Source organism: Agarivorans sp. OAG1 (assembly GCF_037076485.1).
GTDB lineage: Bacteria > Pseudomonadota > Gammaproteobacteria > Enterobacterales > Celerinatantimonadaceae > Agarivorans > Agarivorans albus.
This window is the reverse complement of the sequence record NZ_AP028990.1, coordinates 1,441,711-1,467,148: the sequence shown is the minus strand read 5'-3', so window position 1 is coordinate 1,467,148 and position 25,438 is coordinate 1,441,711. Positions and strand designations below refer to the sequence as shown.

At 44.5% G+C, this 25,438-nt stretch carries 21 protein-coding genes; 6 read left to right on the top strand and 15 right to left on the bottom strand.

The window, feature by feature from the left end:
• Positions 1 to 40: 40 nt before the first annotated feature.
• The 5 genes from OAG1_RS06860 to OAG1_RS06840 all read right to left on the bottom strand — a co-directional run bounded on the left by OAG1_RS06860 (position 41) and on the right by OAG1_RS06840 (position 5,607).
• On the bottom strand, positions 41 to 1,294 hold the full coding sequence (locus OAG1_RS06860) for a glutamate-5-semialdehyde dehydrogenase (RefSeq protein WP_338625146.1): 1,254 nt from the start codon (positions 1,292 to 1,294) through the stop codon (positions 41 to 43).
• Positions 1,295 to 1,304: 10 nt separating this feature from the next.
• Positions 1,305 to 2,414, bottom strand: a complete 1,110-nt coding sequence (gene proB, locus OAG1_RS06855) for a glutamate 5-kinase (protein ID WP_016402228.1) — start codon at positions 2,412 to 2,414, stop codon at positions 1,305 to 1,307.
• Positions 2,415 to 2,519: 105 nt separating this feature from the next.
• A complete protein-coding gene (gene crl, locus OAG1_RS06850; protein ID WP_016402229.1) occupies positions 2,520 to 2,915 on the bottom strand; it encodes a sigma factor-binding protein Crl in 396 nt (131 codons plus the stop codon).
• Positions 2,916 to 2,991: 76 nt separating this feature from the next.
• Complete coding sequence (locus tag OAG1_RS06845; protein WP_338625143.1) at positions 2,992 to 4,221, bottom strand: alpha/beta hydrolase; 1,230 nt, start codon at positions 4,219 to 4,221, stop codon at positions 2,992 to 2,994.
• 96 nt (positions 4,222 to 4,317) lie between these two features.
• Positions 4,318 to 5,607 (bottom strand): NCS2 family permease, encoded by a 1,290-nt coding sequence (locus tag OAG1_RS06840; protein ID WP_338625141.1) that lies wholly within the window; start codon positions 5,605 to 5,607, stop codon positions 4,318 to 4,320.
• Positions 5,608 to 6,012: 405 nt separating this feature from the next.
• On the opposite strand from OAG1_RS06840, the gene OAG1_RS06835 reads away from it, so the two are divergent.
• Both OAG1_RS06835 and OAG1_RS06830 read left to right on the top strand, forming a co-directional pair.
• On the top strand, positions 6,013 to 7,473 hold the full coding sequence (locus tag OAG1_RS06835; protein ID WP_338625139.1) for an aminoacyl-histidine dipeptidase: 1,461 nt from the start codon (positions 6,013 to 6,015) through the stop codon (positions 7,471 to 7,473).
• Positions 7,474 to 7,665: 192 nt separating this feature from the next.
• Positions 7,666 to 9,060 carry an SPFH domain-containing protein gene (locus OAG1_RS06830; RefSeq protein WP_152781572.1) on the top strand — a complete coding sequence of 465 codons (1,395 nt, stop codon included), beginning with the start codon at positions 7,666 to 7,668 and terminating at the stop codon, positions 9,058 to 9,060.
• 192 nt (positions 9,061 to 9,252) lie between these two features.
• On the opposite strand, the gene dinB is transcribed toward OAG1_RS06830, so the two are convergent.
• The 3 genes from dinB to OAG1_RS06815 form a co-directional block, all read right to left on the bottom strand.
• On the bottom strand, positions 9,253 to 10,347 hold the full coding sequence (dinB, locus tag OAG1_RS06825; protein WP_338625136.1) for a DNA polymerase IV: 1,095 nt from the start codon (positions 10,345 to 10,347) through the stop codon (positions 9,253 to 9,255).
• Positions 10,348 to 10,466: 119 nt separating this feature from the next.
• Complete coding sequence (locus tag OAG1_RS06820; protein ID WP_016402235.1) at positions 10,467 to 11,066, bottom strand: peptidoglycan-binding domain-containing protein; 600 nt, start codon at positions 11,064 to 11,066, stop codon at positions 10,467 to 10,469.
• A gap of 54 nt (positions 11,067 to 11,120) precedes the next feature.
• Positions 11,121 to 12,434, bottom strand: a complete 1,314-nt coding sequence (locus tag OAG1_RS06815; RefSeq protein WP_152781576.1) for a choice-of-anchor L domain-containing protein — start codon at positions 12,432 to 12,434, stop codon at positions 11,121 to 11,123.
• A gap of 309 nt (positions 12,435 to 12,743) precedes the next feature.
• Between OAG1_RS06815 and OAG1_RS06810 the strand changes: the two genes are divergently transcribed.
• The 3 genes from OAG1_RS06810 to OAG1_RS06800 all read left to right on the top strand — a co-directional run bounded on the left by OAG1_RS06810 (position 12,744) and on the right by OAG1_RS06800 (position 16,236).
• A complete protein-coding gene (locus OAG1_RS06810) occupies positions 12,744 to 14,618 on the top strand; it encodes a hybrid-cluster NAD(P)-dependent oxidoreductase (RefSeq protein ID WP_338625132.1) in 1,875 nt (624 codons plus the stop codon).
• Positions 14,619 to 14,656: 38 nt separating this feature from the next.
• The gene (gloA, locus tag OAG1_RS06805; RefSeq protein ID WP_152781579.1) at positions 14,657 to 15,112 is read left to right on the top strand and encodes a lactoylglutathione lyase; all 456 of its coding nucleotides are present in this window, start codon (positions 14,657 to 14,659) and stop codon (positions 15,110 to 15,112) included.
• 158 nt (positions 15,113 to 15,270) lie between these two features.
• Positions 15,271 to 16,236 (top strand): sensor domain-containing diguanylate cyclase, encoded by a 966-nt coding sequence (locus OAG1_RS06800; protein ID WP_338625128.1) that lies wholly within the window; start codon positions 15,271 to 15,273, stop codon positions 16,234 to 16,236.
• 78 nt (positions 16,237 to 16,314) lie between these two features.
• Here the strand turns inward: OAG1_RS06800 and OAG1_RS06795 are convergent, their stop codons facing one another.
• From OAG1_RS06795 to OAG1_RS06770, 6 genes are all read right to left on the bottom strand, one after another.
• The gene (locus OAG1_RS06795) at positions 16,315 to 16,953 is read right to left on the bottom strand and encodes a protein-methionine-sulfoxide reductase heme-binding subunit MsrQ (RefSeq protein ID WP_338625126.1); all 639 of its coding nucleotides are present in this window, start codon (positions 16,951 to 16,953) and stop codon (positions 16,315 to 16,317) included.
• 10 nt (positions 16,954 to 16,963) lie between these two features.
• The gene (gene msrP, locus OAG1_RS06790; RefSeq protein WP_338625124.1) at positions 16,964 to 17,971 is read right to left on the bottom strand and encodes a protein-methionine-sulfoxide reductase catalytic subunit MsrP; all 1,008 of its coding nucleotides are present in this window, start codon (positions 17,969 to 17,971) and stop codon (positions 16,964 to 16,966) included.
• Positions 17,972 to 18,047: 76 nt separating this feature from the next.
• A complete protein-coding gene (locus tag OAG1_RS06785; RefSeq protein ID WP_338625122.1) occupies positions 18,048 to 19,328 on the bottom strand; it encodes a CinA family nicotinamide mononucleotide deamidase-related protein in 1,281 nt (426 codons plus the stop codon).
• Between the two features lie 13 nt (positions 19,329 to 19,341).
• Positions 19,342 to 20,355, bottom strand: a complete 1,014-nt coding sequence (gene ltaE / locus OAG1_RS06780) for a low-specificity L-threonine aldolase (protein WP_338625120.1) — start codon at positions 20,353 to 20,355, stop codon at positions 19,342 to 19,344.
• On the bottom strand, positions 20,355 to 21,188 hold the full coding sequence (locus tag OAG1_RS06775; RefSeq protein ID WP_338625118.1) for an SDR family oxidoreductase: 834 nt from the start codon (positions 21,186 to 21,188) through the stop codon (positions 20,355 to 20,357). Before OAG1_RS06775 ends, ltaE begins: the two co-directional genes overlap by 1 nt.
• A gap of 449 nt (positions 21,189 to 21,637) precedes the next feature.
• Complete coding sequence (locus OAG1_RS06770; protein ID WP_040307276.1) at positions 21,638 to 22,657, bottom strand: LacI family DNA-binding transcriptional regulator; 1,020 nt, start codon at positions 22,655 to 22,657, stop codon at positions 21,638 to 21,640.
• Between the two features lie 196 nt (positions 22,658 to 22,853).
• Here OAG1_RS06770 and pdxH point away from each other — a divergent pair, with 196 nt between their 5' ends.
• Entirely contained in the window at positions 22,854 to 23,507 is a 654-nt protein-coding gene (gene pdxH / locus OAG1_RS06765; protein ID WP_338625114.1) for a pyridoxamine 5'-phosphate oxidase, read from the top strand.
• Here the strand turns inward: pdxH and OAG1_RS06760 are convergent.
• Positions 23,497 to 25,437 carry a transglycosylase SLT domain-containing protein gene (locus OAG1_RS06760; RefSeq protein ID WP_338625112.1) on the bottom strand — a complete coding sequence of 647 codons (1,941 nt, stop codon included), beginning with the start codon at positions 25,435 to 25,437 and terminating at the stop codon, positions 23,497 to 23,499. The genes pdxH and OAG1_RS06760 overlap by 11 nt on opposite strands.
• Position 25,438 lies beyond the last annotated feature (1 nt).

The following is a 25,438-nucleotide window of genomic DNA, read 5'->3' as shown; positions in this document are numbered from 1 at the left end:
AAGCCTGCAAAGCAGGCTTTTAGCATAAGTGAATTAAAACTTAAGGGCGAGCTAACATGTCGCCAATACCGATCCACTTGTAAGAGGTTAACTCTTCTAAGCCCATTGGGCCGCGAGCATGCAGCTTTTGGGTCGAGACTGCTACTTCGGCACCTAAACCAAATTGCGCACCGTCGGTGAAACGGGTTGAAGCATTTACATAAACGGCGGCAGATCCAGCAGCATTCACAAAACGCTCTACAGCATTTAAGTTATTCGACAAAATTGCGTCTGAATGGCTCGCGTTGTGCGTACGCATGTGAGCGATTGCTTCTTCTACATCGGCAACCACTTTTACACCCAAGGTATAGCTTAGCCATTCTGTATCAAAATCACCTTCGCCAGCCGCTTGTAAGTCTTGCGCATTTGCCAAGCCAGCCATGGCGTTTTCGGTAGCCACTAACTTAACCGAGGCTTTGTTCATGCGTTCCGCTAACATTGGCAGTAACTCGGCTGCTACGTTTTGGTCAACTAACAGGCTGTCTAAGGCATTACATGCCGATGGACGTTGCACTTTAGAGTTTTCAATTACATCTAATGCTGCTGCTAAATCTACCGAGTTATCAACGTAAATATGGCTAATGCCAAAGCCGCCGATAATCACCGGAATGGTACTATTCTCCTGACACATCTTGTGCAGGCCAGCGCCGCCACGAGGAATAATCATATCCACGTATTCGTCTAAACGAAGCAGCTCTGCCACCAGTTCACGATCAGGCTTTTCGATGTATTGAACCGCAGCCGCTGGTAATCCACTTTGCTCTAAAGCAGATTGAATAACTGCTACCAAGGCCATGTTTGAGTGGAAGGTCTCTTTACCGCCACGCAAAATGCTGGCATTACCAGTTTTTAAACATAGCGCTGCAATATCAATAGTTACGTTAGGGCGAGCTTCATAAATAACCCCTACTACGCCAAGCGGCACACGGCGGCGTGATAAGCGCAGGCCATTTTCTAATACGCGGCAATCCATTTCGCTACTAATAGGGTCGTTAAGCGAAATAACGTTGCGAACATCGCTAGCAATACCTGCTAGTCGCTCACTGTTTAGCATTAAGCGATCGAGTAATGCTTCTGATAAACCCGATTGGCGAGCGGCGTCTAAATCAATTTTGTTAGCCGCTAAAATGCTTTCTTGCTGAGCTTCAAGCTGATCAGCAATTGCCGCCAAGGCTGCGTTTTTTTGGCTAGTACTTAAGGTGGCCAAATCAAAGCTGGCTTGTTTAGCCTGTTGACCAAGTGTTTGTAAGCTCATCTAACAATTCCTATTTTAAAACTAAATCGTCACGGTGCACCGCAACTGATCCGTAGCCATAACCCAGAGTCTTATCAATTTGCTCTGAATGTAGCCCTTTAATTAAATTCATATCTTTGGCCGGATAGCGGCATATACCACGGGCAATTTCAACACCTTGCGGATTTACAATGCGTACCACATCGCCGCGGTTAAACTCGCCGTTAATCGCGGTAATCCCTTTAGGCAGCAAACTAGAACCACGCTCTACAACTGCTTTACATGCGCCGTCATCCAATACTAACTCGCCATGTGGAGGAGGCCCAGCCAAAATCCATTGTTTGCGATTCTCCAGCGGGCTATTGGTTGGCGGGAAACGAGTGCCAACACTTTTTCCTTCACTTAAGCGGGTAATTACGTTCTCACTGTGGCCTGCGGCTATTACTACTTCAATGCCTGCTCTACCGGCTATTTCGGCGGCTTGCAGTTTAGTTGCCATACCACCAGTACCCAAACCGCTTACACTATCGCCAGCTAAAGAGCGAATAGAGGCATCAATCTCGGCCACTTCTTCAATGAGTTTTGCATCCGGGTTATTACGCGGATCGGCAGTAAATAGACCAGGTTGGTCGGTTAGTAATAACAATTTGTCTGCTTCGCCTAAAATAGCGGCTAAGGCCGACAAGTTGTCGTTATCACCCACTTTAATTTCTGCAGTGGCTACCGCGTCATTTTCGTTGATGATAGGCACAATACCGTGATTAAGTAGCGCTTTAAGCATGTCTTTAGCGTTAAGGAAACGCTCGCGGTCCTCTAAATCGGCGCGAGTTAACAGCATTTGGCCTACATGAATATCGTAGATGCTAAATAGGCTTTCCCATACTTGAATGAGTCGGCTTTGTCCTACTGCAGCAAGCATTTGCTTATTAGCAATGGTAGGCGCGATATTGCCATGGGTTAGCGATAAGTGCTCGCGACCGGCGGCAATGGCTCCAGAAGTAACCACAATAAGTTGATGACCCGCCTTTCGTAGCAGCGCGCATTGGCGTACCAGCTCTATCATATGGGCGCGGTCAAGTTTAGACGTGCCGCTGGTTAACACACTGGTGCCTAACTTAACGACGATGGTTTGCTTCGACATGCTATTTTACTATTCCAACTCGGCTAAAATGCAAAGCGAGTATTCTACCTGATATTAAACCGACGCACAGAGCCTGTGCGCCATTTTTTTGCGGAACTCTTCGGCTTACGCTGCCGGGAGAGCTAAATTGGGGGACAAAGAGGGGGCAGCGCTTAGGTCTAGCTCCAACTTTTGCAGTGTATCCAGCAGCTTTTGATAAAACACCTCTAGTGACTGTTGCACTTCTGTTTGGTGTTTACTCGGAATGGTACCTTCCTGCCATTCGCCTTGCTTGTCGTATAAACCAAACCAGTAGTGGTATTCAAAACTGTCTTCGTTTACCCGTAATTCAAACCACCAGCCATAAAACTCGCGTTCATCAGCTGCAGGTTTAGAGCTTACACAAGAGGCAAGGCAATCAAAAAAGTACATTTCTTTGCTGCTGTGTTCTTTACGAAAATACGGACCCATGGCCGTAAATCTCGATGTTAACTTTCCATGGCTTGGCCAAGTCACTTCCATGCGCTTAATCTCTCCACAGTAGGACAATAGTTTGTATAACGTACCGTATGTCCATAATGACCACAATTAAGCTAAATCACAATTGCTTTTGTAGCCAATGCGTGACCTTAGTGAAGATCTGATTGTAATTTTGTAGTGAATCAAGCTCTTTCAGCACTTCAACCTTGCAATTTGGCGAAGCCATACTAAGTAAAGAAACATCGGTTTCTGGGCATATTGCGTCATTTTTACGGCCAACCACAAACATTGGCAACTTTGTTCTTGGCCCGCCAAGTATGCCCTGAGTTTTCAAGGACAAAGGCATACAGCGATAATAAAGTCCTTCAGTATTTGAAGCATTCACGCCACTGCGATTAGCTAAACAATCTTGATACATTTGCGGTAAGTTATTAAATCGCTGGATATCACTAAATAACCTATCTACTGGTGCGCCAATAGTTACCACTGCGCGCAAACGCTCGGCGGCAACAAAAGCTAAGCGAGCAGCTACGTTACCAGCAAAGCGATAACCCAGCATGGCAACACGCGCATCATCGACCCATGGCACCTTCGGCAAGTGATCTAATATAGCCAAGTGAATACGGCTGCTATCTTGTTGTAGCTTCCAGTTAAGACAATGCCCCGCTCCTGGCATGTCTACGGTTAACATGGCAATACCTGCAGGCGCTAAGAAGCGTTCAAAAAACGGGTAAAGCTCTGTTTGAATAGTGTCTAAACCGCCACTCACCATCACCACTGGTTTTACAGAGTCGGTATCTGGAAGGTGCAAATAACAAGCAACTTGTTTACCGTCTATTGGTACGTTTATGGTTTTACACTCATATTTACTTTGCTCTGTAGCAGCCATTAAATTGCTGTGAGCTAAAGCATGAGCAGAAGCAACTAAATCATCGCCCTTAAAATGTGGGTAGGCAGCAATAGTAGCGCTATAGCTAGCGAGTAAGAATTCCTGATAGGCTTTATCTCGCTGACCATTTTGCTCAGCATCTTTAGCAGTAATTTGGTGTTTTACGGCACGTTGCATCCATTCGTAGTTCCAGTTGCCCGGCTGGTAACCACCAATGGTATCGAGCAACTCGCTAGTGCGCGGCTTATCGCACATTGCGATATCTGCAAACAGGCTTTCGGTTTCAATAGGATCTAAGCCTAGCCAAGCCCAGTATTCTCTGCGCAAGATACGGTACCAGTTGCGACCTTCTTCTTGGCCTACAGCGCTTAATTGAGCCGCGCTCGAATTAGACACGGTGGATGTTTCCACCACATTAATACGAGGTTTAAACAATACTTCCGACAGATTTTCTTTCAAAACAACCTACTCACTTGCTTATCAACTTATAAAATATATCACAAAAAAAAGCCGCCACTATGTGACGGCTTAGGATGCATTCTAAATGACTAAGCTTTAAAAGAACGCAAACTTAAGTACAAATACAGCAGCCAGTACCCAAACACTTAGTGGTACTTCTTTGTAACGGCCAGCTAGTAACTTAATAACCGCGTAAGAGATAAAACCTAATGCAATACCGTCTGCGATAGAGAACGACAATGGCATTAAGATAGCCACAATCGCTGCAGGAGCTGCTTCAGTAAGGTCGGTCCAATCTACGTTAATTAAGCCCGACAGCATTAAAGTACATACATAGAACAGTGCGCCAGCTGTAGCATAAGCTGGGATCATGCCCGCCAGCGGCGAGAACAATAGAGCAAGAATAAACAAAACGCCCACAACCACAGCAGTTAAGCCAGTACGGCCACCGGCTTCTACACCAGCACCACTTTCGATGTAAGAAGTCGTGCTAGAAGTACCTAATAGCGAACCGGCGATAGTGGCACTAGAGTCTGCCATCAATGCTTTTTTAAGATTAGGTAAACGGCCTTTCTCATCAAGCAAGTTTCCGCGCTGAGCAACTGCAGTTAAGGTACCTGCAGTATCGAACAAATCTACAAACAAGAAGGCAAAAATAACGCTAATCATGGTGACATCTAAGGCCCCCATAATATCTAACTGCAAGAAGGTAGGCGCTGGGTTTGGTGGCATAGAAACAATACCGCCATATTGAGTGTAACCCAATACAATAGACAGTACCGTAATCGCCAAAATAGAAATTAATACACCGCCTTTTACCTTACGGTATTCAAGACCAATGATTAAAAAGAAACCTAAAGCAGCCAGAATCATCTGGTGCGGGTTTTCGCTGCCTAAACTTACTAAGGTAGCTGGGTTATCAACCACAATACCAGCGTTTTTAAGCGCAATAAAACCAAGGAATAAACCAATACCTGCAGCAATACCTACACGTAAAGTTTGCGGAATCGAGTTAATAATCCACTCACGCACTTTAAATAGGCTTAGCAAAATGAAGATAACACCCGATAAGAACACCGCACCTAAAGCAACCTGCCATGTGTGGCCCATGCCTAGTACAACGCCATAGGTGAAAAAGGCATTTAAACCCATGCCTGGCGCTTGAGCAATTGGGTAGTTAGCGTACAAGCCCATAATGAAACAGCCAATGGCCGCAGCCAAACAGGTTGCAACAAAAACTGCACCTTGATCCATCTCGGTAGCAGCAAGCATGCTAGGGTTAACAAAGATAATGTAGGCCATGGTTAAGAAGGTGGTTAAACCTGCAATGACCTCTGTGCGCACATTGGTTCCGTGCTCTTTTAGCTTAAATAGTTTCTCTAACATAACGGCGTATGTTCCTTGGACAGACAGTTGGTTATTTTGGGCCACTAACAGGCATTCCATTATGCTGCTAGCAGAAATCGCGAGGCATTATATTCATCCCAAATCTAAGAAGCTACCTGATGATGCAACCAACCTGCGCTAGATCAGCAAAAAAAGCTAAAATCACCAACTCATAACGTTAATATGCTTCGAAATGCGGTAATTATTTAGTTTATATGGGAATTTTGATGCTTTCTTGATAGTGATTATCATGCTAGCCACTAGTAACAAAACCATTAGTTAAAGAGATGATTTATTGCGCCCAAACAATTATTCCACCAAAAAGCACATTAACAGACTTATATTCACAGTTTTGAGCTGCTAGAGTTCTATTAATTCTAGTAATACAGTTTAAAAGGTGGCTTTGTGTCTACACTATCTTCACTACATCCCCAGGGTTTATGGCAACACTTCGAAACAATGTGTTCTATCCCCCACCCCTCTAAGCACGAACAAGCAATGATTGACTGGGTAATGGGTTTAGCTGCCGAACACCAACTTGAACATTTTCAAGATGAAGTAGGCAACGTAATTATTAAAAAACCTGCCACCGCAGGCATGGAAGATCGCCAAGGCGTAATACTACAAGCTCACCTAGACATGGTGCCGCAAGCCAATAATGATACCCAACACGACTTTACCAAAGATCCTATTCGCCCTTATATCGATGGCGAATGGGTTACCGCTGAAGGCACAACGCTGGGCGCAGATAACGGCATAGGTGGCTCATCTATATTGGCCATTTTAACCAGTAACGACATCCCTCACGGCCCTATTGAAGCCTTATTTACCATTGATGAAGAAGCAGGCATGACTGGCGCCTTTGGTCTGCAAGCTGGTGTGCTTGAAGGTAAACTGCTAATCAACACCGACTCAGAACAAGAAGGTGAAGTTTACATGGGCTGTGCCGGTGGCGGCGATACCAACGTGAGCTTCCCTCTTGAGTACCAAGCAACTCAAAGCAATCAATTAGCCATTGAATTAAGCGTTAAAGGCCTAAAAGGCGGTCACTCGGGTTGCGACATTGATACTGGCCGCGCCAATGCAAACAAATTATTAGTGCGTTTACTGGCAGCCATGCAACAGCAAGGCATTGAGCCAATCATTTGCGAAATACAAGGCGGAAGCCTACGCAACGCAATTCCTCGCGAAGCCAGCTGTAAATTGGTATTTAACGCAGCAAAACACGCTGAGCTTGAGCAAGTTATCGAAGCACAAACCCTCGAGATAGTTGACGAGTTTGGCCTAGTTGAAACAACTTTAAGCATTACCAGCCAGCAGGTTGCTACTCCAGAGACAAGCTTGAACACTAGCTTATCTCAACAAATTATCGCCAGCTTAAATGCCTGCACCAACGGCGTGGTAAGCATGAGTCAAACGGTTACCGGTGTAGTAGAAACCTCACTTAACCTTGGCGTAATTAGCCAAACAGAATCAACCATTGATGCAAAAATATTAGTGCGTTCGCTCATCGATTCAAGCCGTTTACAAGTTGAAGCAAGCTTGGCGTCATTGTTCAGCTTAACCAACGCTGAGATTAGCCACACTGGCGCCTACCCAGGCTGGAAACCAGAAGCTAACTCGGTAATGAAAAACGTCGTTCAGCAAAGCTACCAAGAGCTATTTGGCAAGTGCCCAAATGTGATGGTTATTCATGCGGGCTTAGAGTGTGGTTTATTTAAAAGTGCTTACCCAGAATGGGACATGGCTTCTTTTGGCCCTACCATTAAGTTCCCACATAGCCCTGATGAGAAAGTAGAAATTGCCGCTGTAGAAAAATACTGGCAACTACTACTCAGTGTGCTGAAAAACATCCCAACTAAATAGTAAATTCTGTTTAAGAAGGCAAACTGGTTTCTCTGCCAGTTTGCCTTATATATCAAAGCTCTCCTCCAGCGAGTTATAGTTCCAAAACTCTGTTTATTAAATTATTAATATTGCCCTCAACAAGACGGCGAGCTGTGCTAATATCGCAGCCTTTAATTTTTAGTGTAAACATTGATTTAGAAGGAACTAACAATGGCTGAAACCAATGCCAGTGCAGAAAAAGCCCTAGATAGCCTAAACAAGCTAAAAAAAGGTGGATTTCAATTTAACTTTAAGTTTGTTTTCATTTTGCTAGCCCTCGCGGGATTAGGCTACACCTTAAGTAACTCATTTTTCTATGCAGAACCGGGTTACATATACCACGTTAGAACTGTTACCGGTAATGAAGCGGTAGTCACTGAAGTTGGTTATAAGTTTTATCCTTTTGGCCGTTACAACTCATGGAAGAGAGCAATGACCGTGCAGTCTTTATCGGGTGCTGCTACAAACTCTATCCGCGCGGAAAAAGACTCTGACAACTCCTCAGCTAGCCTTCCGCCAATGAGCATTATGTTCTTAGACCAAGTAGACGCTCATGCCGAAGCCACCGTGCGTTTTTCGATTCCTGCCGACCATGAATCTTTCTTAAAACTGGCCCATGAATTTAGATCGCCGGAAAACTTATTACGTACCGCACTGATACCAGCCTTTAAAGAAACCTTGCAAGCAAATGCTTCATTAATGGCAGCCGAAGAATACTATGCAGGCGGAAGAACTGAATTCAACTCAGAGTTTGAAAACCAAATGAGTAGCGGTATTTTCTTAGTTAAACGTGAAGAAATCACCATACACTCAAAACAGTCTACAGGCACTGCCAACGCCGCTCTGGGCACCGACCAAGAAGAATATGGTGACGATAGCAAAACAGTATTTGTGGTGAACAAAGTACTAGATACAAACGGCTTACCGATGCGTAAGTCCCAGCGCTTCACAGATTTTGGCGTAACGGTAGTATCAGCATTAGTGACCGATATGCGCCCGAATGCCAAGTTTATTGAGCGTATGCAGCTCAAACAAAAAGCCTCAGCAGACCGAGCCATTGCTCGCGAGCAGCGAGTTCAAGAGGAAGAGCAACGACTACTCGCCATTGCTCGTGGTGAACGTGAAGTCGCAGAGCGTCAAGCTCAAGCAAAGGTTGAGCAGATTCAAAAAACCACCGAAGCGCAAACCGACAAACAGCTTGCTATCACCAATGCAGAGAAGTTAAAGGCTCAGGCAGAGATCTCTAAAGAAACGGCTGAAATCGACCTAGAAAAAGCCCGTATCGAAGCTGAAACCAAACGAACCTTGGCAGAAGCAGAAGCCTATCAAAAGCGGGTAATTCTTGAAGCGGATAACGCCTTAGCTCAGAAACTAGAAGCGGAAGTAAAGATTCAAGCGCTTTGGGCAGAAGCCTTTGCAAAACGTAACGTACCTACAAACGTTTTTGGCGCAGGTAGTCAATCAGGAACACCCTCAGGCAGCGACGCTGAAACGCGAGCGTTTATGCAAATGTTAACTTTAGATGCAGCTAAACGACTTAGTTATGACCGAGACCTTACTAAATAACCTAAGCTCGGGATAATAAACTGGTTTCTAGTGGCTATTTTTACTTATTTCGGTGTTGAAGCTGCTTGCAATAGGCTATCTATTGACGCGCAGCTTCGCCTTGAACTAAGCAAGACTATCTAGTCAGAAACATGACACTAGATTAAGTACTTGGTTGCAAAGCTATCGTCACTTCCTTATCCCGAGTTCAGGTTAAGTAGTTAACGATTCAAACGGCAAAACCAGTTGTGGTGACTGGTTTTGCTGCTCATAAGCCAAACCAATATGCAAACCAATTAGCCGCACCGCCTTTCCCTTCCCTCTAGCAAGCGCCTCTTCAAACAACTCCAATAATGCCGACTCATCAATATGCTGACACTGTTGTTCTTTGGTAGTTTGTTGAAAATCTGCAAATTTTACTTTCACCCCAAGCTTATTCATCTTGGCTTGCTTTAAGTGCTTTTCACTGCGCCGCTTAAGCTCAGGCAGCAAGGCTAACAAGCGCTCTACCAAAATAGCTTGGTTACCTTCGTCTTTAGCAAAGGTGCGCTCTACTGCCACCGATTTTCGCTTACGGTCGTTACTTACAGCGCGCTCGTCTACCCCCTGACAACGCAGCCACAACATCTCGCCAAACTTACCAAATAGCTGCTTTAACTTGTCTTTATCTGCACGGCGTACATCACCGCCGGTATACAAACCTTGATGATGCAGTTTCTCAATGCTCACCTTGCCAACACCTGAGATTTTTTCGAGCGCTAGGGTCTCGATAAACTCACTGACTTGCTGCGGTTTAATAACATATACACCATTGGGTTTATTTAAATCCGAGGCGATTTTGGCTAAAAACTTCACAGGCGCTACACCGGCAGATGCTGTTAGACCTGTTTTAGCAAAGATATCTTGGCGGATTTGTTCAGCGATAAGTGTGGCCGAGCCTCTGCAGGCCTCACTATTACTTACATCTAGGTACGCTTCATCCAAAGACAGCGGCTCTATAGCATCGGCGTATTCATGAAAAATGCCTTGTACTTGTTTACTCACTTCTTGGTAAACCTGCATGCGTGGAGGCACCAATACCAAATGTGGGCAAAGCTGCAAGGCTTTATGGGTTGGCATAGCTGAGCGAACACCGTATTCACGCGCAAGGTAGTTACAAGTAGTCAACACCCCGCGACCGCTGCGCATGCCACCTACAGCCAAAGGAACATCGGCTAGCTCTGGTTGGTCTCGCATTTCAACAGCCGCATAAAAACAGTCCATATCTACATGGATTATTTTACGTTGTATTGGCTGTAAATCTGCCACAGCTATCGCCTCAAAACTGTATATAAACACAGTATGCGATATTTTACTAAAAATTCAAAGTAACAGAGCCACTTTGCTTTAAAGCAAAGTGGCTCTGTTTGGTAAACAATTGAGTTGTGTTATTGAGTCTTTTTAAGGAATAAATTAGACAAGGTAAACTGATCGGGAATACCCGTTTGCGGAATGCCGATGTCTTTTTGATACTTAACAAATACTTCCACATCCAATGGGGTAAATACTGAGCCATCAACCGCAGTATTGTAATACCCTAAAAACTTTAAACGCTGCTTAGCTCGCTGCAAAATCTCTACATAATAATAAGAGTTTGCATCGGCCACAGAGACCTGCACTAACGGGCTCTCTTTTTCTAAGCGAATTGGAAACACCGTTTTAATTAAGCTATTTACTGCATCTAAGTACTTAATATCGGGGTTAGCTTTACAATGACGCTGCAGTAATGCCAACAACAACTCGGTAGTTTGCCAAGGCACAACATCATAGTTTGAGGGCTGAAATTGATTGTAAGAAGTCACGTAACCTTCTAACCAACCACCATAAAGTAAGTAATCAGAATTTTTCTGTTGAGCGCTTTGAGTAAAGTCACTACAGCTTTTTCTTGCGGCGCCTTTTGCAGCAAATTTACCAGAATCGTCAGCAGCCAATGCACTGCTGCTAAAAAACACCGCAATCGACCAAACAACTATCAGTATATGTTTCATGACACCCCAAAAAGATTAAAGCCTAAGTTTTCACTTAGGCTTTTAAAAACAATACTATTTATAATAAGCACTGAGTTTTTTTCGTCCAGCCCAAAATGCCATAACTAGACCAAACATAAATAACGTTGGAGACTCTGGCACACTGTTGTTATCTGGCACAAATACCGTAACGGGTAGCTGCGACACTTGGAAGCTGCCCGTTTCGACAAAAGACAAACCGGTAACAAATGCCAGCGGACTGGTAGGATCCAAGCCAAGGTCCAAGTTAATGCCGCTTAAGGTGAAGGTACTTACAGGATCAAAGTTGATACCAAACTCAAACGTTTCTCCTGCTGCTAATGCAATTTGCTGCAATACTCCTTCAAACAAAAACTCAATCACGTAACCATCTGGGTCATTCACCGAAGCTAATGAAGGTGCGGTAACTGAAGCAAACATACCATCAGTAGAGTAGACATAACCAGCCGCTACATCAGGGTCGATCCAAATCGTTTCACCACTTTGTACCTCGGGTAGGTCAAATACAAAGGCACCATTTTCATCAGTAGGGTTACTCGGATCCGGCAAAATCGGCACAAATTCAGATTCGCCTAATTCACCAAAGCTACTTAAGAAGATAGTAGTATCTAACACACTATCGCCGGCATCAGCCAAAATGAAAGTAAAGGTGTTTACCCCTGGCTGTACTGGCGCATCAAAACGCAACTGCGGATTGCCGTTTGGTGCTAGTACACCATCAAGCTCAGTACCACGAATGTCACTCATATCTGGATGGTCAATATTGATAGGTAACAAAGGGTCACCTGCGCTAGAACCGGTGGGTAAGGCTCCTGCGATATTCTCACCATTCAAAAATAAGCCAAAGCCATCGGTGACAGTACCACCAACATACTCCGGCCACTCTTCAGAGCCAAATACCCCGAAAAAAGTCAATGTGGTAGGGTCGACGGAATTTACCGTGAAGCTAATATCTAACTGCACCGGATCAAAATGGCCTTGAATACCCGTTAAAGGGGTTAACATTGCGTTTTGCTCAGCAGTTGCTGCAGTGTCAAAACTACCGGTAAACCCACTGTCAGTATTTGGCCCATCCTCATACGATTTAACTAAACCAGAGCTAAGAACCACTCCGCCTTCCGAGGGAATACCATATACGCCAGACTCATTGGTGAAAGTACCAGCTTGCCCAAGACCAGATTGAGACAAAGTCGCCGAATTGATAACAATACTTGAATCAGGAACTAACAAAGATTCAGCTAGCTCCATTGCATCAAAACTTTCGGTAATAACGATAGCAGAGGCCATAGGCGCATAGAGCGTTCCAATCGCTAACGAAACCAGCGAGGCCTGCAAAACTTTTTTGTTCATGACAGCTTCCCTTCCTTAAATAACGAGTGAACTTAAAAGTCTATTTAGTGAGCAAAAAGCACGCCAGCTGAAAACATAAAGATAAGGCAATGATAAATATATAAATAGTTTTTAATAACAGCTAAGTTTTTGGGTTGATTGTAAATAAAACTGACAAATTCATTTATAATATAATTACACTTTAACTCGTGACCCGGTGGTTAAGGTGAGGTGGCGAAAACGTAGCCCGTTTTTTGCTGAACACCCTAGCTACAAAGCCTTTGCTTGAGTACTATTGCTAGATTAAATAGGCAAAAGGAAGCTCAAGCAGTGAATGATGCTCGTGTTAGTCAATTAAGTGTTTATCCGATTAAATCAACCGCAGGTATTCATCTAAATCATGCCTTTGTTGAAGAGCATGGCTTAGCCTTTGACCGGCGCTTTGTGGTTTGCCAACCGGATGGCAAACAAATTACCGCACGAACTCACCCAAAGCTGGCTCAAGTTCATGCTGCGCTTACCCAAACCGGTTTGCAGCTAAGAGCCGAGAACATGCCAAACCTAGCGATTCAATATGCGGAGTTCTCTAGTCACTACCAAGAGATAATGATTTGGAAAGATACAGTGCAAGCCCAGCATTGCAGTGAATCTTACGACCAATGGTTTAGTCGCTATTTGGGGGAAAAATGCCACTTAGTATTTTTTGGTGAACATTCATCTCGTTTGGTAAAACAGCGTGAAAGCCAAGTCGCCTTTGCCGATGGTTACCCACTGTTACTGATCTCAGAAGCATCACTCGAAGACTTGAACCTGCGCTCTACCACCAAGCACAGCATGGAACAATTTCGCCCTAACTTAGTGGTTAAAAATACTGAAGCCTTTGCCGAAGACGGCTGGAAGCGCTTTAAGATTGGTGAAGTAGAATTTGAAGTGCAAAACCCTTGCTCACGTTGTGTATTTACCACTCTTGACCAGCGCACAGGTGAGTTTGATGCCAACAAAGAACCACTTAGTACTCTAGCTAAGTATCGCCAAGGTGAAGACGGCAATCTTTATTTTGGGCAGAATGTCGTCGCGCTTAACAGCGGAAATATTAGCTTATACGACCCAGTAGAAGTGCTTGAAACTCGCACACCAGAGCGTTACCCGGAAAACGTAAATAAACGAAGCCAAACTTCCCCAGACAAACAGCAGTGGCAACAAGGAGAGGCACTTGAATTACGTTGTTTAGCTGTAAAACAAGAAACTCACGATGTAAAAACCTTTATCTTTGAGGCCCCCGAGCAAACCTTGAGCGAATATTTGCCTGGCCAATATATAGGCTTCGAGTTTGAAGTTGACGGAAAGCCACTGCGCCGCAACTACACGCTTTCTAGCTCCCCGACTCGCTCACAACGCATAGCCATTACCGTTAAACGGGTGCTTGATGGCCAAGTGTCTAACTGGCTTCATGATACCCTCAAGCCAGGCATGAGCTTAAAAGCCCATGCCCCCGATGGCGATTTTCATGTTAAGCAAAGCAGCAATGCCAAATTACTTTTACTCTCCGCCGGTAGCGGTATTACTCCTATGTTGTCGATGCTACGCTATTTAAGTGATTTGAATATCGACCTCGACATCGTGTTTTTGCATAGTGCTCATAGTGAAAATGACCTCATTGCCGAGCAAGAGCTAGCGCTACTTAGCCAAAGCTTTAGTCACTGTAGTATCCGCTACACACTCACCCAACAAGCCCCTGAAAACTGGCAAGGCTATCAAGGTCGCCTAAACCGTGGCATGTTGATGGATGTAGCTGATTTAGAACAACGTGCTGTTTATGTATGTGGCCCGCAAACCTTTATGCAAAGCGCTAAAGAACAACTGTTAGCCTTAGGTTTACATGAAGACGATTATTACGAAGAGAGCTTTGGTCATCACCCTACCACGAGTTCAGAGACTAAAGCGCTGAATATTTTATTCGACAGTTGGGATACCTACCTTCAAGGCAACAATCAGCAAAACTTATTAGAGCAAGCAGAACAAGCAGGCCTAAACTTACCTTACTCTTGTCGTGGCGGTTTTTGTGGTAGCTGCAAGGTTAAGCTGCAAAGTGGTGAAGTTGAAGTATTAGAAGACAGCGGATTAACCGACGACGAAAAACAACAAGGCTATATCTTGAGTTGTAGCTGTATTCCCAAAGGGGATGTCTGCATTACTCAGGATTAGCAAAAATCTAATCATTATTAAACTAACAGGAAGATAATATGAAGTTTCTTCACACCATGGTTCGAGTTAAAGATCTCGACGAGTCCATGCGATTTTACTGCGACTTACTTGGCATGAGCGAAGTGCGTCGTTACGAAAGCGAACAAGGGCGATTTTCTCTCATCTATTTGGCTGCCGATGAAGACATTGAGCGAGTAAAAGCCGAAAACGCACCTTGCTTAGAGTTAACTTACAACTGGCCAGATGAAGATGGCCAACAGGAAAACTACACCGGCGGTCGTAACTTTGGTCACATTGCGGTGTCGGTAGAAGACATTTACGGCTTGTGCCAGAAACTGCAAAATGCCGGTGTAACCATTAACCGCCCACCAAGAGACGGCCACATGGCATTTATCGTTTCTCCAGATGGGATCTCTGTAGAACTCTTACAACAAGGTGAATCTCTGCCTCCACAAGAGCCTTGGGCATCTATGCCAAGCACTGGTTCTTGGTAAGAATTAAGCCCTTAAATAACAACTTGTAAACTTGGCGATACGGAATAAAAAACTGTATCGCCCATTAGATTTGACCAGAGAGTCAAATAATTATAGGAAAGCGAGAGTAAAATTTGATAAACTGCTTACAATTGTAAACACATTGTGAAGCCGCATTAATGGATGAAAGCGACAAGATTATCGCCGAACTGCGCGAGCAAAATCGGCATCTACAATCCCAACTCGATGACACTAAAAACCTTCTTAATATTGCCCTAAACGACAGCGGACTTGTGCTTTGGGAGCAGGATATTCCTAGTGGTAGGCTTAGTCTTTACAATTGTGAATACGGAAAAATTTGTGGCATTTCAGCTTCTGAGCAAGAAGCACTCTACGATAATTGGAAATCTAACCTTCACCCCGAAGACAAAGAACTAGCTATTGATGCTTTTGAATCGATGATTCGTGGGCATAGCAATGAATACAATATTGAATACCGTATGGTGCATCAAGATGGCAGTACTCGCTGGATTAAAGACCGTGGCACCATTCAAGAGTATGATCACGACAATAACCCACTTCGAGTGATTGGCACGCATATCGATGTCACTCAACTGCGTGTAGACCAACACCGCTTATCTAAGTTGGCTCACCATGACACCTTAACGGGTTTACTAAACCGCCATGCATTTGAAACGGAGTTCAACCGATTTTGCCAAACCATAGATGCCAACGGCGGCACCTTAATGTTTGTCGATTTAGATCAATTCAAACCAATTAACGACCAGTATGGCCATACTGCGGGCGATCACATACTAAAAGCTTGTGCTAAACGTATCCAAGATAGCTGTCCTGAAAAGGCAAAGGCAGGGCGCATTGGCGGTGATGAGTTTGCCATATTGCTGCCCTTTAGTGATACCGAGCAGCTAGAGCAACAGGCTAAAACATTACTCGATAGTTTCAACCAAACTCATAGTTTTAATCATATTGAAGTTTCGGTGAGCCTAAGCATTGGTATGTGCAGTTTTCACCGTCACAACGAAGAATTTAACCAAATTCTTCATCGCGCAGACCAAGCCATGTACCAAGTTAAACATAATGGCAAAAACAACTACGCACTGTGGAAGGCCCCTACCCCAAAGTAGCTATTTATAACAATCGTACTAAGTAACTGTTCATTCTATCTGGTCAAAATACTCGATAACTGCGTTATTGCTGATCACTTACTTAGAGTGACTGGTATTATTAAAACTACTCAACCAACGCTGAATTTGCAGCTTTCGCAGTGAAAACAAGCCAGCAACCACTACTAAGTAAAGCACCGGTTCTAACCACCCAGACTTTAATGACCACCAAAAGTGAACCAGAACAAGCAAGGTCACAGGATAAACTAAGCCATGCAATTGCAACCAACGACGCCCTAGTTTTTGTTGCAAGGCTTTTAGCGAAGTAATGCTCATTGCTAGCAATACCACAAAGGCAACCATGCCCAACCAAATGTAAGGTCGTTGGATATTCTCCTGCCAAAATAGCTGCCAATCTAAACCTAAATCAATCACCAAGTAAGCCGCTAAATGCAACAGTGCATAAACGAACACATAAAGGCCAATTAAGCGCCGATAAGCTAATAAGCTAGGTAATTTAAACTTGCGTGACACAGGCGCTAAACACAGCGTAATGAGCAAAATGTTTAATGCACTGTTCGCTAGGTAATGAATAATAGCCTGAACGGGGTCTCCTCCCCACCAGCCATTAACGACCGCTAAAACACAATAAAACAACGGGCATAATAACAGCAGATGCAACAGGCCTTTTAGTTGCCAACGATAGCTGGCAAGCGTTTTGTTTATAACTTTACTCACCTAAGCACCATTAGAAGTAGCGGGTTAAATCCATGTTTTTGTATAAGTGAGCAACCTGCTCACCATAACCATTGAACATTTTGGTATCGATACGCTTGCGTCCCAATAAACCCGCGTCGTCAATTCTACGTTCAGAAGCTTGGCTCCATCGAGGGTGGTCAACCTTGGGATTAACATTGGCATAAAAGCCATATTCATGAGGTGAAAGGATATTCCAAGTGGTGGGCGGCTCTACATCGGTAAAGCGAATTCGTACTATCGACTTAATGCTCTTAAACCCGTACTTCCAAGGCAGAACTAAGCGCAATGGCGCACCGTTTTGCGCAGGTAAGGTTTTGCCATACATGCCTACTGCCATAAAGCTTAAAGGGTTCATCGCTTCATCTAAACGCAAGCCTTCTACATAGGGATAATTAATGCCGCCACCTACAAACCGGCTTTTCTGCCCTGGCATTTGTTCTGGATCGTACAGCGTTTCAAAAGCAACATAACGCGCCGATGTCAAAGGTTTTACCTGTTTGAGCAAATCACTCAAAGAAAAGCCAACCCAAGGAATAACCATCGACCAAGCTTCTACACAACGTAAACGGTAAATACGTTGCTCTAGAGCCATTTTAGCCATTACGTCATCTAAATCTAAGGTCAGTGGTTTTTCCACCAAACCATCGATGGTGAAAGACCAAGGGTTAGGATTAAACTGGCGGCTGTTCTTAACGGGGTCATCTTTAGCGGTGCCAAACTCATAAAAATTATTATGGCTAATGGCTTTTGCCTCTGGCGTTAAGGCATCGTTATGCAATGGGGGAATATCGGTTTTATTGAGAGCACGCCGCACTATTGCTGCTGGCTCTTCGTCGTCACCACCAAACCAAGACGCAGCCTGCCCCGTAGCTGGAAGCAAACTGGCAGCTCCTGCAACGCCAAAACCTTTGATAATATTGCGGCGCTGCTTAAACAGCGCTTCAGGGGTAACAGCCGACTCGGGCTCTTCCCAATCACGTTTAAATTTCAACCACATAGCATCTCCTTTTTATAACAGACCACACTAGTGCCAAATAAATTTCGTGAAACTCGCCGCTGTTAAACTAATTCAGCTACAGGATTCTATCAGCGCTATGAATGCGTTTTAAGTGCTGGTAATCACCTAATACCGGCGAGCCGGTTAAGTACCGACGCAACATATCCATAGCAACGGCGGTAGACATAATACGTACTACCGAGCGGCTTCGATTACTGAGTAATAGCTGCTGGCTAATACACTTATCACCTTCTGCTAAGGTAAAACAAACGGTACCTACCGGCTTTTCCTCACTACCGCCACTTGGCCCTGCGATGCCAGTGACCGACAAAGCAATATCTGCCTCACTATGTTTAAGTGCGCCTAGAGCCATTGCTTGACTGGTTTCAATTGATACTGCGCCGTATTGCTCAATAGTTGCTGTTGGCACCCCAATGCTTTGCTGCTTTGCCTGATTACTGTAAGTAACAAAGCCGCGATCCAAGTAGGCAGAGCTTCCCGCAACCGCAATCAGTTCTGCAGCTAACATCCCGCCAGTGCAAGATTCAGCTAAGGCCAGCTTTTTGCCCTGCGCTATCATCAACTGTTGCAGGTGCAAGGCCCAATTGCCTTGATCTTCGGTAAATACATGGTCGGCTAACTCGTTGCGAACAACTTGGCTTAGTTGCTCATATTGAGGAGCCTCTCGCGGATAAAACAGCTTAACTTCAATACTTGGACGTGCCGAGCGATACCCCAGATGAACACCTTCTGGTAGCGCTAAATCTTTAAAGCGATCACTAAGTGATGACTCAGACAAACCAAAGGTATAAAAGCGCTTAACCTTGGCTTGCGCATTGGGTGCAGCGGCGATTAGCTGTGGAAACCACTGCTCTTTGAGCATTCGCTTAAACTCACTAGGCACGCCCGGGGTAAAGATAAGTTTTGCCCCAGCATGTTCCACTATAAAGCCGCATGCAGTGCCTATAGGGTTATCCACTAACACTGCGCCCTTGGGTAACATGGCTTGCTTGATATTACTCTCAGGCATTTTAGTGTTTTGTGCCACATACCAAGCTTCAAGCTGCTTTAGCCAATCTTGGTTAAGCTCTAGCTCACAAGCGGTTAATCGCGCTGCGGCTTCAGCACTCAAGTCATCGCTGGTAGGGCCCAAGCCACCATTAACTAATACCCAATCACTGCGCTCAGCCGCTTGCTGCAGCGCATCAACAATATCATCCATATTATCTGCCACCGTTTGGCGACGACTAAAGCTTAAACCCAGCTCATTTAACTCTTGGCCACACCAAGCAGCATTGGTATCGGCGATATCACCTTGTAACACTTCGTCACCGGTACTCAGCATTTCAATTTTCATAGCATTGGGGCCCTTATTGTCCTGCATAAAACTGTTTAATTGCAGCTATCAGAGTATCTATATCTTGTTTGTTCACATTTAAATGGGTAACAAATCGCATTGGCGTGCCAGCGCTCATCAAAATCCCTTGTTCAGCTAATGCAGCGGCCAAAGCGCTAGACTGCTGCTTTAGACAGGTGGCATATACAATATTAGTTTGCACAAGGCATGGCTCACAACTTAGCTCCTCAATAGTTGCAAGCTGCTCGGCTAGATAAAGAGCGTTGCTATGGTCATCGGCTAAACGCTGTACATTATTTTCCAATACATATTGGCCAGCAGCTGCAATAATACCTGCTTGACGCATCCCGCCACCCAACATTTTTCTTATTCGAGTAGCACGTGCAATAAGCTCTTTGCTGCCCAGCAATAAAGAGCCAATGGGTGCACCAAGTCCTTTGGATAAACAAATTGTAAAACTGTCGAAAGGGTCAACAAGTTTTCGTTCATCTTCGCCACTTTTAACTATTGCATTAAAAATTCGTGCGCCATCCAAATGCAAAGCCAAGTTATTTTTCTCAACAAAAGGGCGTAGCGTAGCTAAATAATCCATTGGCAATACTTTTCCACCAATGGTGTTTTCCAGCGATAACAAACGACTTTTGGCAAAGTGGAAATCATCGGACTTAATAGCGGCTTTTACTTTATCTAAATTAAGGCTGCCATCGATTTCGTTTTCAATAGGCTGAGGCTGAACACTGCCAAGTACGGCCGCGCCGCCACCTTCATATTTATAGTTGTGAGCATTTTGCCCACAAATATACTCATCTCCGCGTTGGCAATGGGCCATTATGGCCAGTAAATTGGCCTGAGTACCAGAACTACAAAATAACGCAGCCTGCTTGCCCATGCGCTCAGCAGCGTAGCTTTGCAGACGATTTACTGTTGGGTCATCCCCATAAACATCGTCACCTACCGGTGCAGTACTCATTAACTGGCGCATCGCTTGGCTAGGCTGGGTTACAGTATCACTTCTAAAATCGCTCATTATTCTGCCTCTTCGATATTGTCCTGTAACCATGCCATAGGGTCAGGATAGGTAAATTGAAAATTTAGGCTGGCTTTAAGTTTGTTATTGGCAATAACCTTGTTACTTGCTGTTCCATCAACAAAGTTGGGAGCCGGTAAGCCTAACTGCTCTGCTGCTAGTTGGTAGAAAGCTTGCTTAGTGGGATGAAGATCTGCGCTGGCATTAAAGGATTCTCCCCAACAATCGCGCTTAATGATTTGGCTGATGATCTCAATACAATCACTGCGATGGATAATATTAATCGGGCTACTAGGGCCACTCACCGTTTTACCCGAGAGAAAACGTCCTGGTTTACGTTGCCCTCCAACTAAACCTGAAAAACGCAATATCGAAGCATCAAAATCAGCATCATTGATCAACTCATCTTCAATCTGCTTTAAAGCCTTACCGGAAGTAGCCTCTGGTAGCCGTGGGCTAGATTCGTCCACCACGCCCTGCATCGGGCCATATACAGAAGTAGACGAAACAAACAGCACCTTCTTCAGCCCTTGGCGTTTGGCGGCTGCAAGCAAATTACTTATTTGCGCAATATGAAATTCAGCAGTATTGGTTTTACGCCCAGGTGGAATATTGATGATCAGCAAATCGCTATTCAGTAAAGCGTCAATGTTGTTTGAATCAAGCTGCGGGTTTAGTTCTAGGCGGTAAGCTTCTATGCCTGCGGCACTAAGCTCTGCCAGCTCTTCATTGTGTCGCTTAGAGCCAAGCACATGATAGCCTTGCTCTAGCAATGACTTTGCCAACGGCATCCCTAACCAACCACAACCTACAATACTAATTCGCTTAATCACTGGGCTTCCTTCTGTGCATTAGGTTTGCATAGTATACCTATCTAGCTATGTGGCTGTTCACTATTAAAAATAAAAATATGGCGGTAAGCCAATTGGCTATAAAGACGGGAGAGTTCAGCATTAGTTGTTTGCATCTTCGAATAGAGGGTGCATTCAATAACGGCTTTTATGGAAGGGTTGAAAAATCAGCGTCGCCAAAACGCAGACAAAAAAAACGACCTAATAAATTAGGTCGTAACAGCAAGTTTTTAGAATTGTTGATACCTAGAAAAGGCTAAGTAATTCAAACAACCCTATACAGCGGGAAAGTTTCAATTAAGTCATCTCAAACTCAATCTTCAAATGCGGCTAACAGTTGCACTCGATGTGAAAACGATACCAGAAAACCTTTTCAAGACAAGTCATAAAAAAGGCTGCAAGCAGCCTTAATTATTATTTTTTGAATTGGATCACGATTTATCGCTAGCGGAGTCGCGAACGATCAATTCTGGATGAAATTTTAGATCCATAACATTTGGTCCCATTTCGTCATCTTTCGACTCCAAAATATCAATCGCTAACTGAGCAGCACGTTTGCCCATGTCTTCAATTGGGTAACGAACCGTGGTTAGTTTAGGGTGAACAAAACGCGCGTAGTGGTTATCGTCGTAACCCACTACAGAGATTTGCCCTGGAATATCATAACCCTTGTCACGCAGTGCTGATAAGGCACCTGCCACCATAGAGTCGTTGTAACCCACTATGGCGCTAAACTCTACGCCGCGCTCTAGCAACTTATCAACGGCTTGACTGCCACCTACTTCGTCGGGATAAGCACGCGCAATTAATTGCTCGTTAAGCGGACCAGAGCTCTCTTCCATTGCTTGACGATAGCCAGATAAACGCTCGACACCATCAGCAAATGACAAATCATCCGTGGTGATAAACGCAATATCTTTATGGCCTTTTTCTAACAAAAATGAAGTTGCTTTATAACAGCCTTCATGGTTGTCTAAATACACACAACGGTTTTCAAAACCAGGCACTAAACGGTTAATGAAAATAAATGGCGTATCACAATCCGCTACTTCGCGTAGCTCTTCATCACTTAATGCCATTGAGTGAACAATTACTGCATCACATTGGCGTTGCAATAAAATATCGATGGCATGGCGTTCTTTTTCTGCACTATGGTGACCAGACATCACAATAGTGTATTTATCAGACTCATCAACAACTTCTTCAATGCCTTTCATCATTTGCACGAAGAATGGACCACCACCTAAATCACCAACAATCAAGCCAATGCAATCTGAGCGTTTGCTCACTAAAGCCTGGGCAAAGCTGTTAGGGCGATAATGCAGTTCTTCCATCGCTCTGAGTACGGCCTCTCGTTTCTCCGGGGCAACCTGGGCAGTATTGTTAATAACACGGGATACTGTCGAAATAGATACATTCGCCAACTGAGAAACGTCTTTAATTGTGGCCAAATTACTTACCCTCTTTTCGTCTGCTAAGCAGAATTAAACCTGAAACTCGAACAAGGCAAAACTATATCAAGCCAAAGCAAAACTTGATAGTGAAACCGTGCTACAGAGTGTAAACTATGATCTTTAGTCAGTTATGCTATTTTCACCCTTTTATGCAAATTTTGTTTGTTGCATCAATTAATTAAGCAAATCAATTATGTCACTCTTAAGTAAAATACGCTGCGCGCTAACCTTAGGCCAAGGGGTGCTGCTTTCCCCACCTGAACCAAAAGGAAATGAAGATCCTTTTGAGCTATTTGGCGATTGGTTTAAACAAGCAGAGAAGTCGGGCATTGTATTGCCTGAATCTATGACCATTTCTTCGGTAGGTCCCGATGGCCGCCCTTCAGCCAGAGTAGTGTTACTCAAAGATTTTAACGAGCAGGGCTTTGTTTTTTATACTAATTATGGCAGCAGAAAAGGCCAAGAGTTAGAAAACCACCCACTTGCTTGCCTCACTTTTCATTGGAATATCTTACAGCGCCAAGTACGAATAGAAGGCCGCGTGGAACGCGTTAGCCCTAAAGAGTCAGAAGAATACTTTCATAGTCGTGGTCGAGGTAGTCAAATTGGCGCCTGGGCGAGTCATCAAAGCCAAGTTATCGCAAACCGCGAAGTGCTAGAGCAACAAGTAGCACAATACAAACAGCAATTTTCCGATAAGGAGGTGCCCTTACCTGAGTTTTGGGGTGGTTATCGAGTGATCCCAGATACTATTGAGTTCTGGCAAGGAAAAGCCGACCGTCTACACGATCGCTTTCGCTATACCAGTGATGCCAAAGGCTGGAAGATAGACCGCCTTAGCCCTTAGATTTGCCGTATTGGTAACCCAGTTCATTTGGCGTAAGAAACGGCGTAAGTTGTTGCTTACGCCGATACTGGTATACCACCTGATAAGCCAGCACACTTTGTACGTAGTGGCGGGTTTCTTTAAATGGAATAGACTCAACCCATACGTCGGCTGGCACATCGCCACGCTCCTTCAACCAGCGATTTACCCGGTGTGGCCCAGCGTTGTATGCTGCTGCAGCAAGTATTCGATTACCTTGATAGCGATTAAGTAAACCATCAAAGTAAGCACTGCCTAAGCGTATATTATCTTCAGGTTCGAACAATTGGCTTCGCGAGCGATAACGGAAACCTATTTTTCGTGCGGTTTCTTTGGCTGTGGCTGGCATGAGTTGCATTAATCCGCGCGCGCCTACCGAGCTTTGTGCCAATGGGTACATGGCGCTCTCTTGACGAGCTACTGCATAAAGCAGGCTTGCTTCTACCTGTCGTTTATTAGCAAAGTACTCAAACTCTTTAGCAAAGCTTAGAGGGAAACGCATTTCCAACTGATCCCACTGCTTTGCAACAATAGAGGCTTGAACCGCTAGATCTTGCCAATCATTGTTAAGGGCTAATACACCTAAATCAAGCTGCCGCAATAAACTTGAGCGGCGCAACAAAGTATCCCACTCGGTTCGGGCAGAGTAATACTCACCTAAAGCAAGTAGTTCTGTGACTTTAAGCACCACGGGATGTTGGTTGAGCTGCTTCAGAGTATCGTCGCTAGTGATATGACGCTGCTCTCCCAGTTGATAAGGTTGCTGTAAAAACTGTGCAGATAAAAAGCCATGATAGCTTCGTTCTTTAGCCAGCAGCTCTAAGGTAGGTTGCGCGCGTTCTTTCTGCCCTAAAGCCACTAATGAACGAGCTTGCCAGTAGGTCCAGCGCTCTTGTTTTTGCTTTGCTTCAGGAAGACGGGCAATCCACAAGCCTATTTGGTCCCATTGCTGCTCTGCTATGGCTAGGCGAATTCGACGTTCAATTGTCGCCGTATCAGGATTAAGGCGTAACTGCCGATCTGACCATTTCAATAGTTCTGGGCTTTTGTCACTAATCACTTTGCGGATCAAATAGCGTTCAACATTAAAGTATAAGGCATCTGATTTGGCCAGTACTTTCGACCAACGCTCAATATGTTCAACGGCTGACTCTAAGTCTGAACGAGCTAAACGCTTAATTGCTAATAAAGCGACTTCTTGATGGCGGCTAGATTGGTTTAATTTTAACTTACCGGAACTTAGCACCGCCATAGGCTTAACATAGGCGTCGGCTAATAACTTGGCATCAGCTTTTTTAGAATCTGATAAGGACTTAGCAACATATTTCATTAAACCAGGCTTACTGGCTTGAAAACTCAACAGCATTCTTTGCCAACGTAGTTGATCGCTAATATTTCCCGCTTTCTGCCAACTGTCGAATAAGGGGTCGCAGGCTTTAGGGCGAGAACGCCCATGTACCCATAGTTTCTCGGCGCCTTGCCAAGCTTGACTAGCATCGCCCACTTTAAGTTGAGCGAAATAATGGTGGCACTGCAAATCAATACTATTGGGTAGCTTTGGATAAAACTCCAGGTAACTTTGCCACTGTTTACGCCTCGCTAACTCCAACAAAAAGCGGCGCTGCAGAGCATTGCTCAAGTAAGATTGAGGATTGTCTAAAATAAACTGTTCTACTTGCTGACGTGAAGCTTTACGCAGTTGGCCACGCAACTGGTAGTATTGCAAATGATCCACCAAGGGGTAAGCGCCAAGCTTTTCGATAGACTTTTCTGCCTGCGCCCATTTATCGGCACGTTGCAGTTTTCTTATATCTTTATAAGACTGCTGTTGGGGGCTTAACTCTGCAGCATGAGCCATGCCCAAGCTGCCACACACCAAACAAACCAGTACTCGCCAAAACCGCTTGAGCATT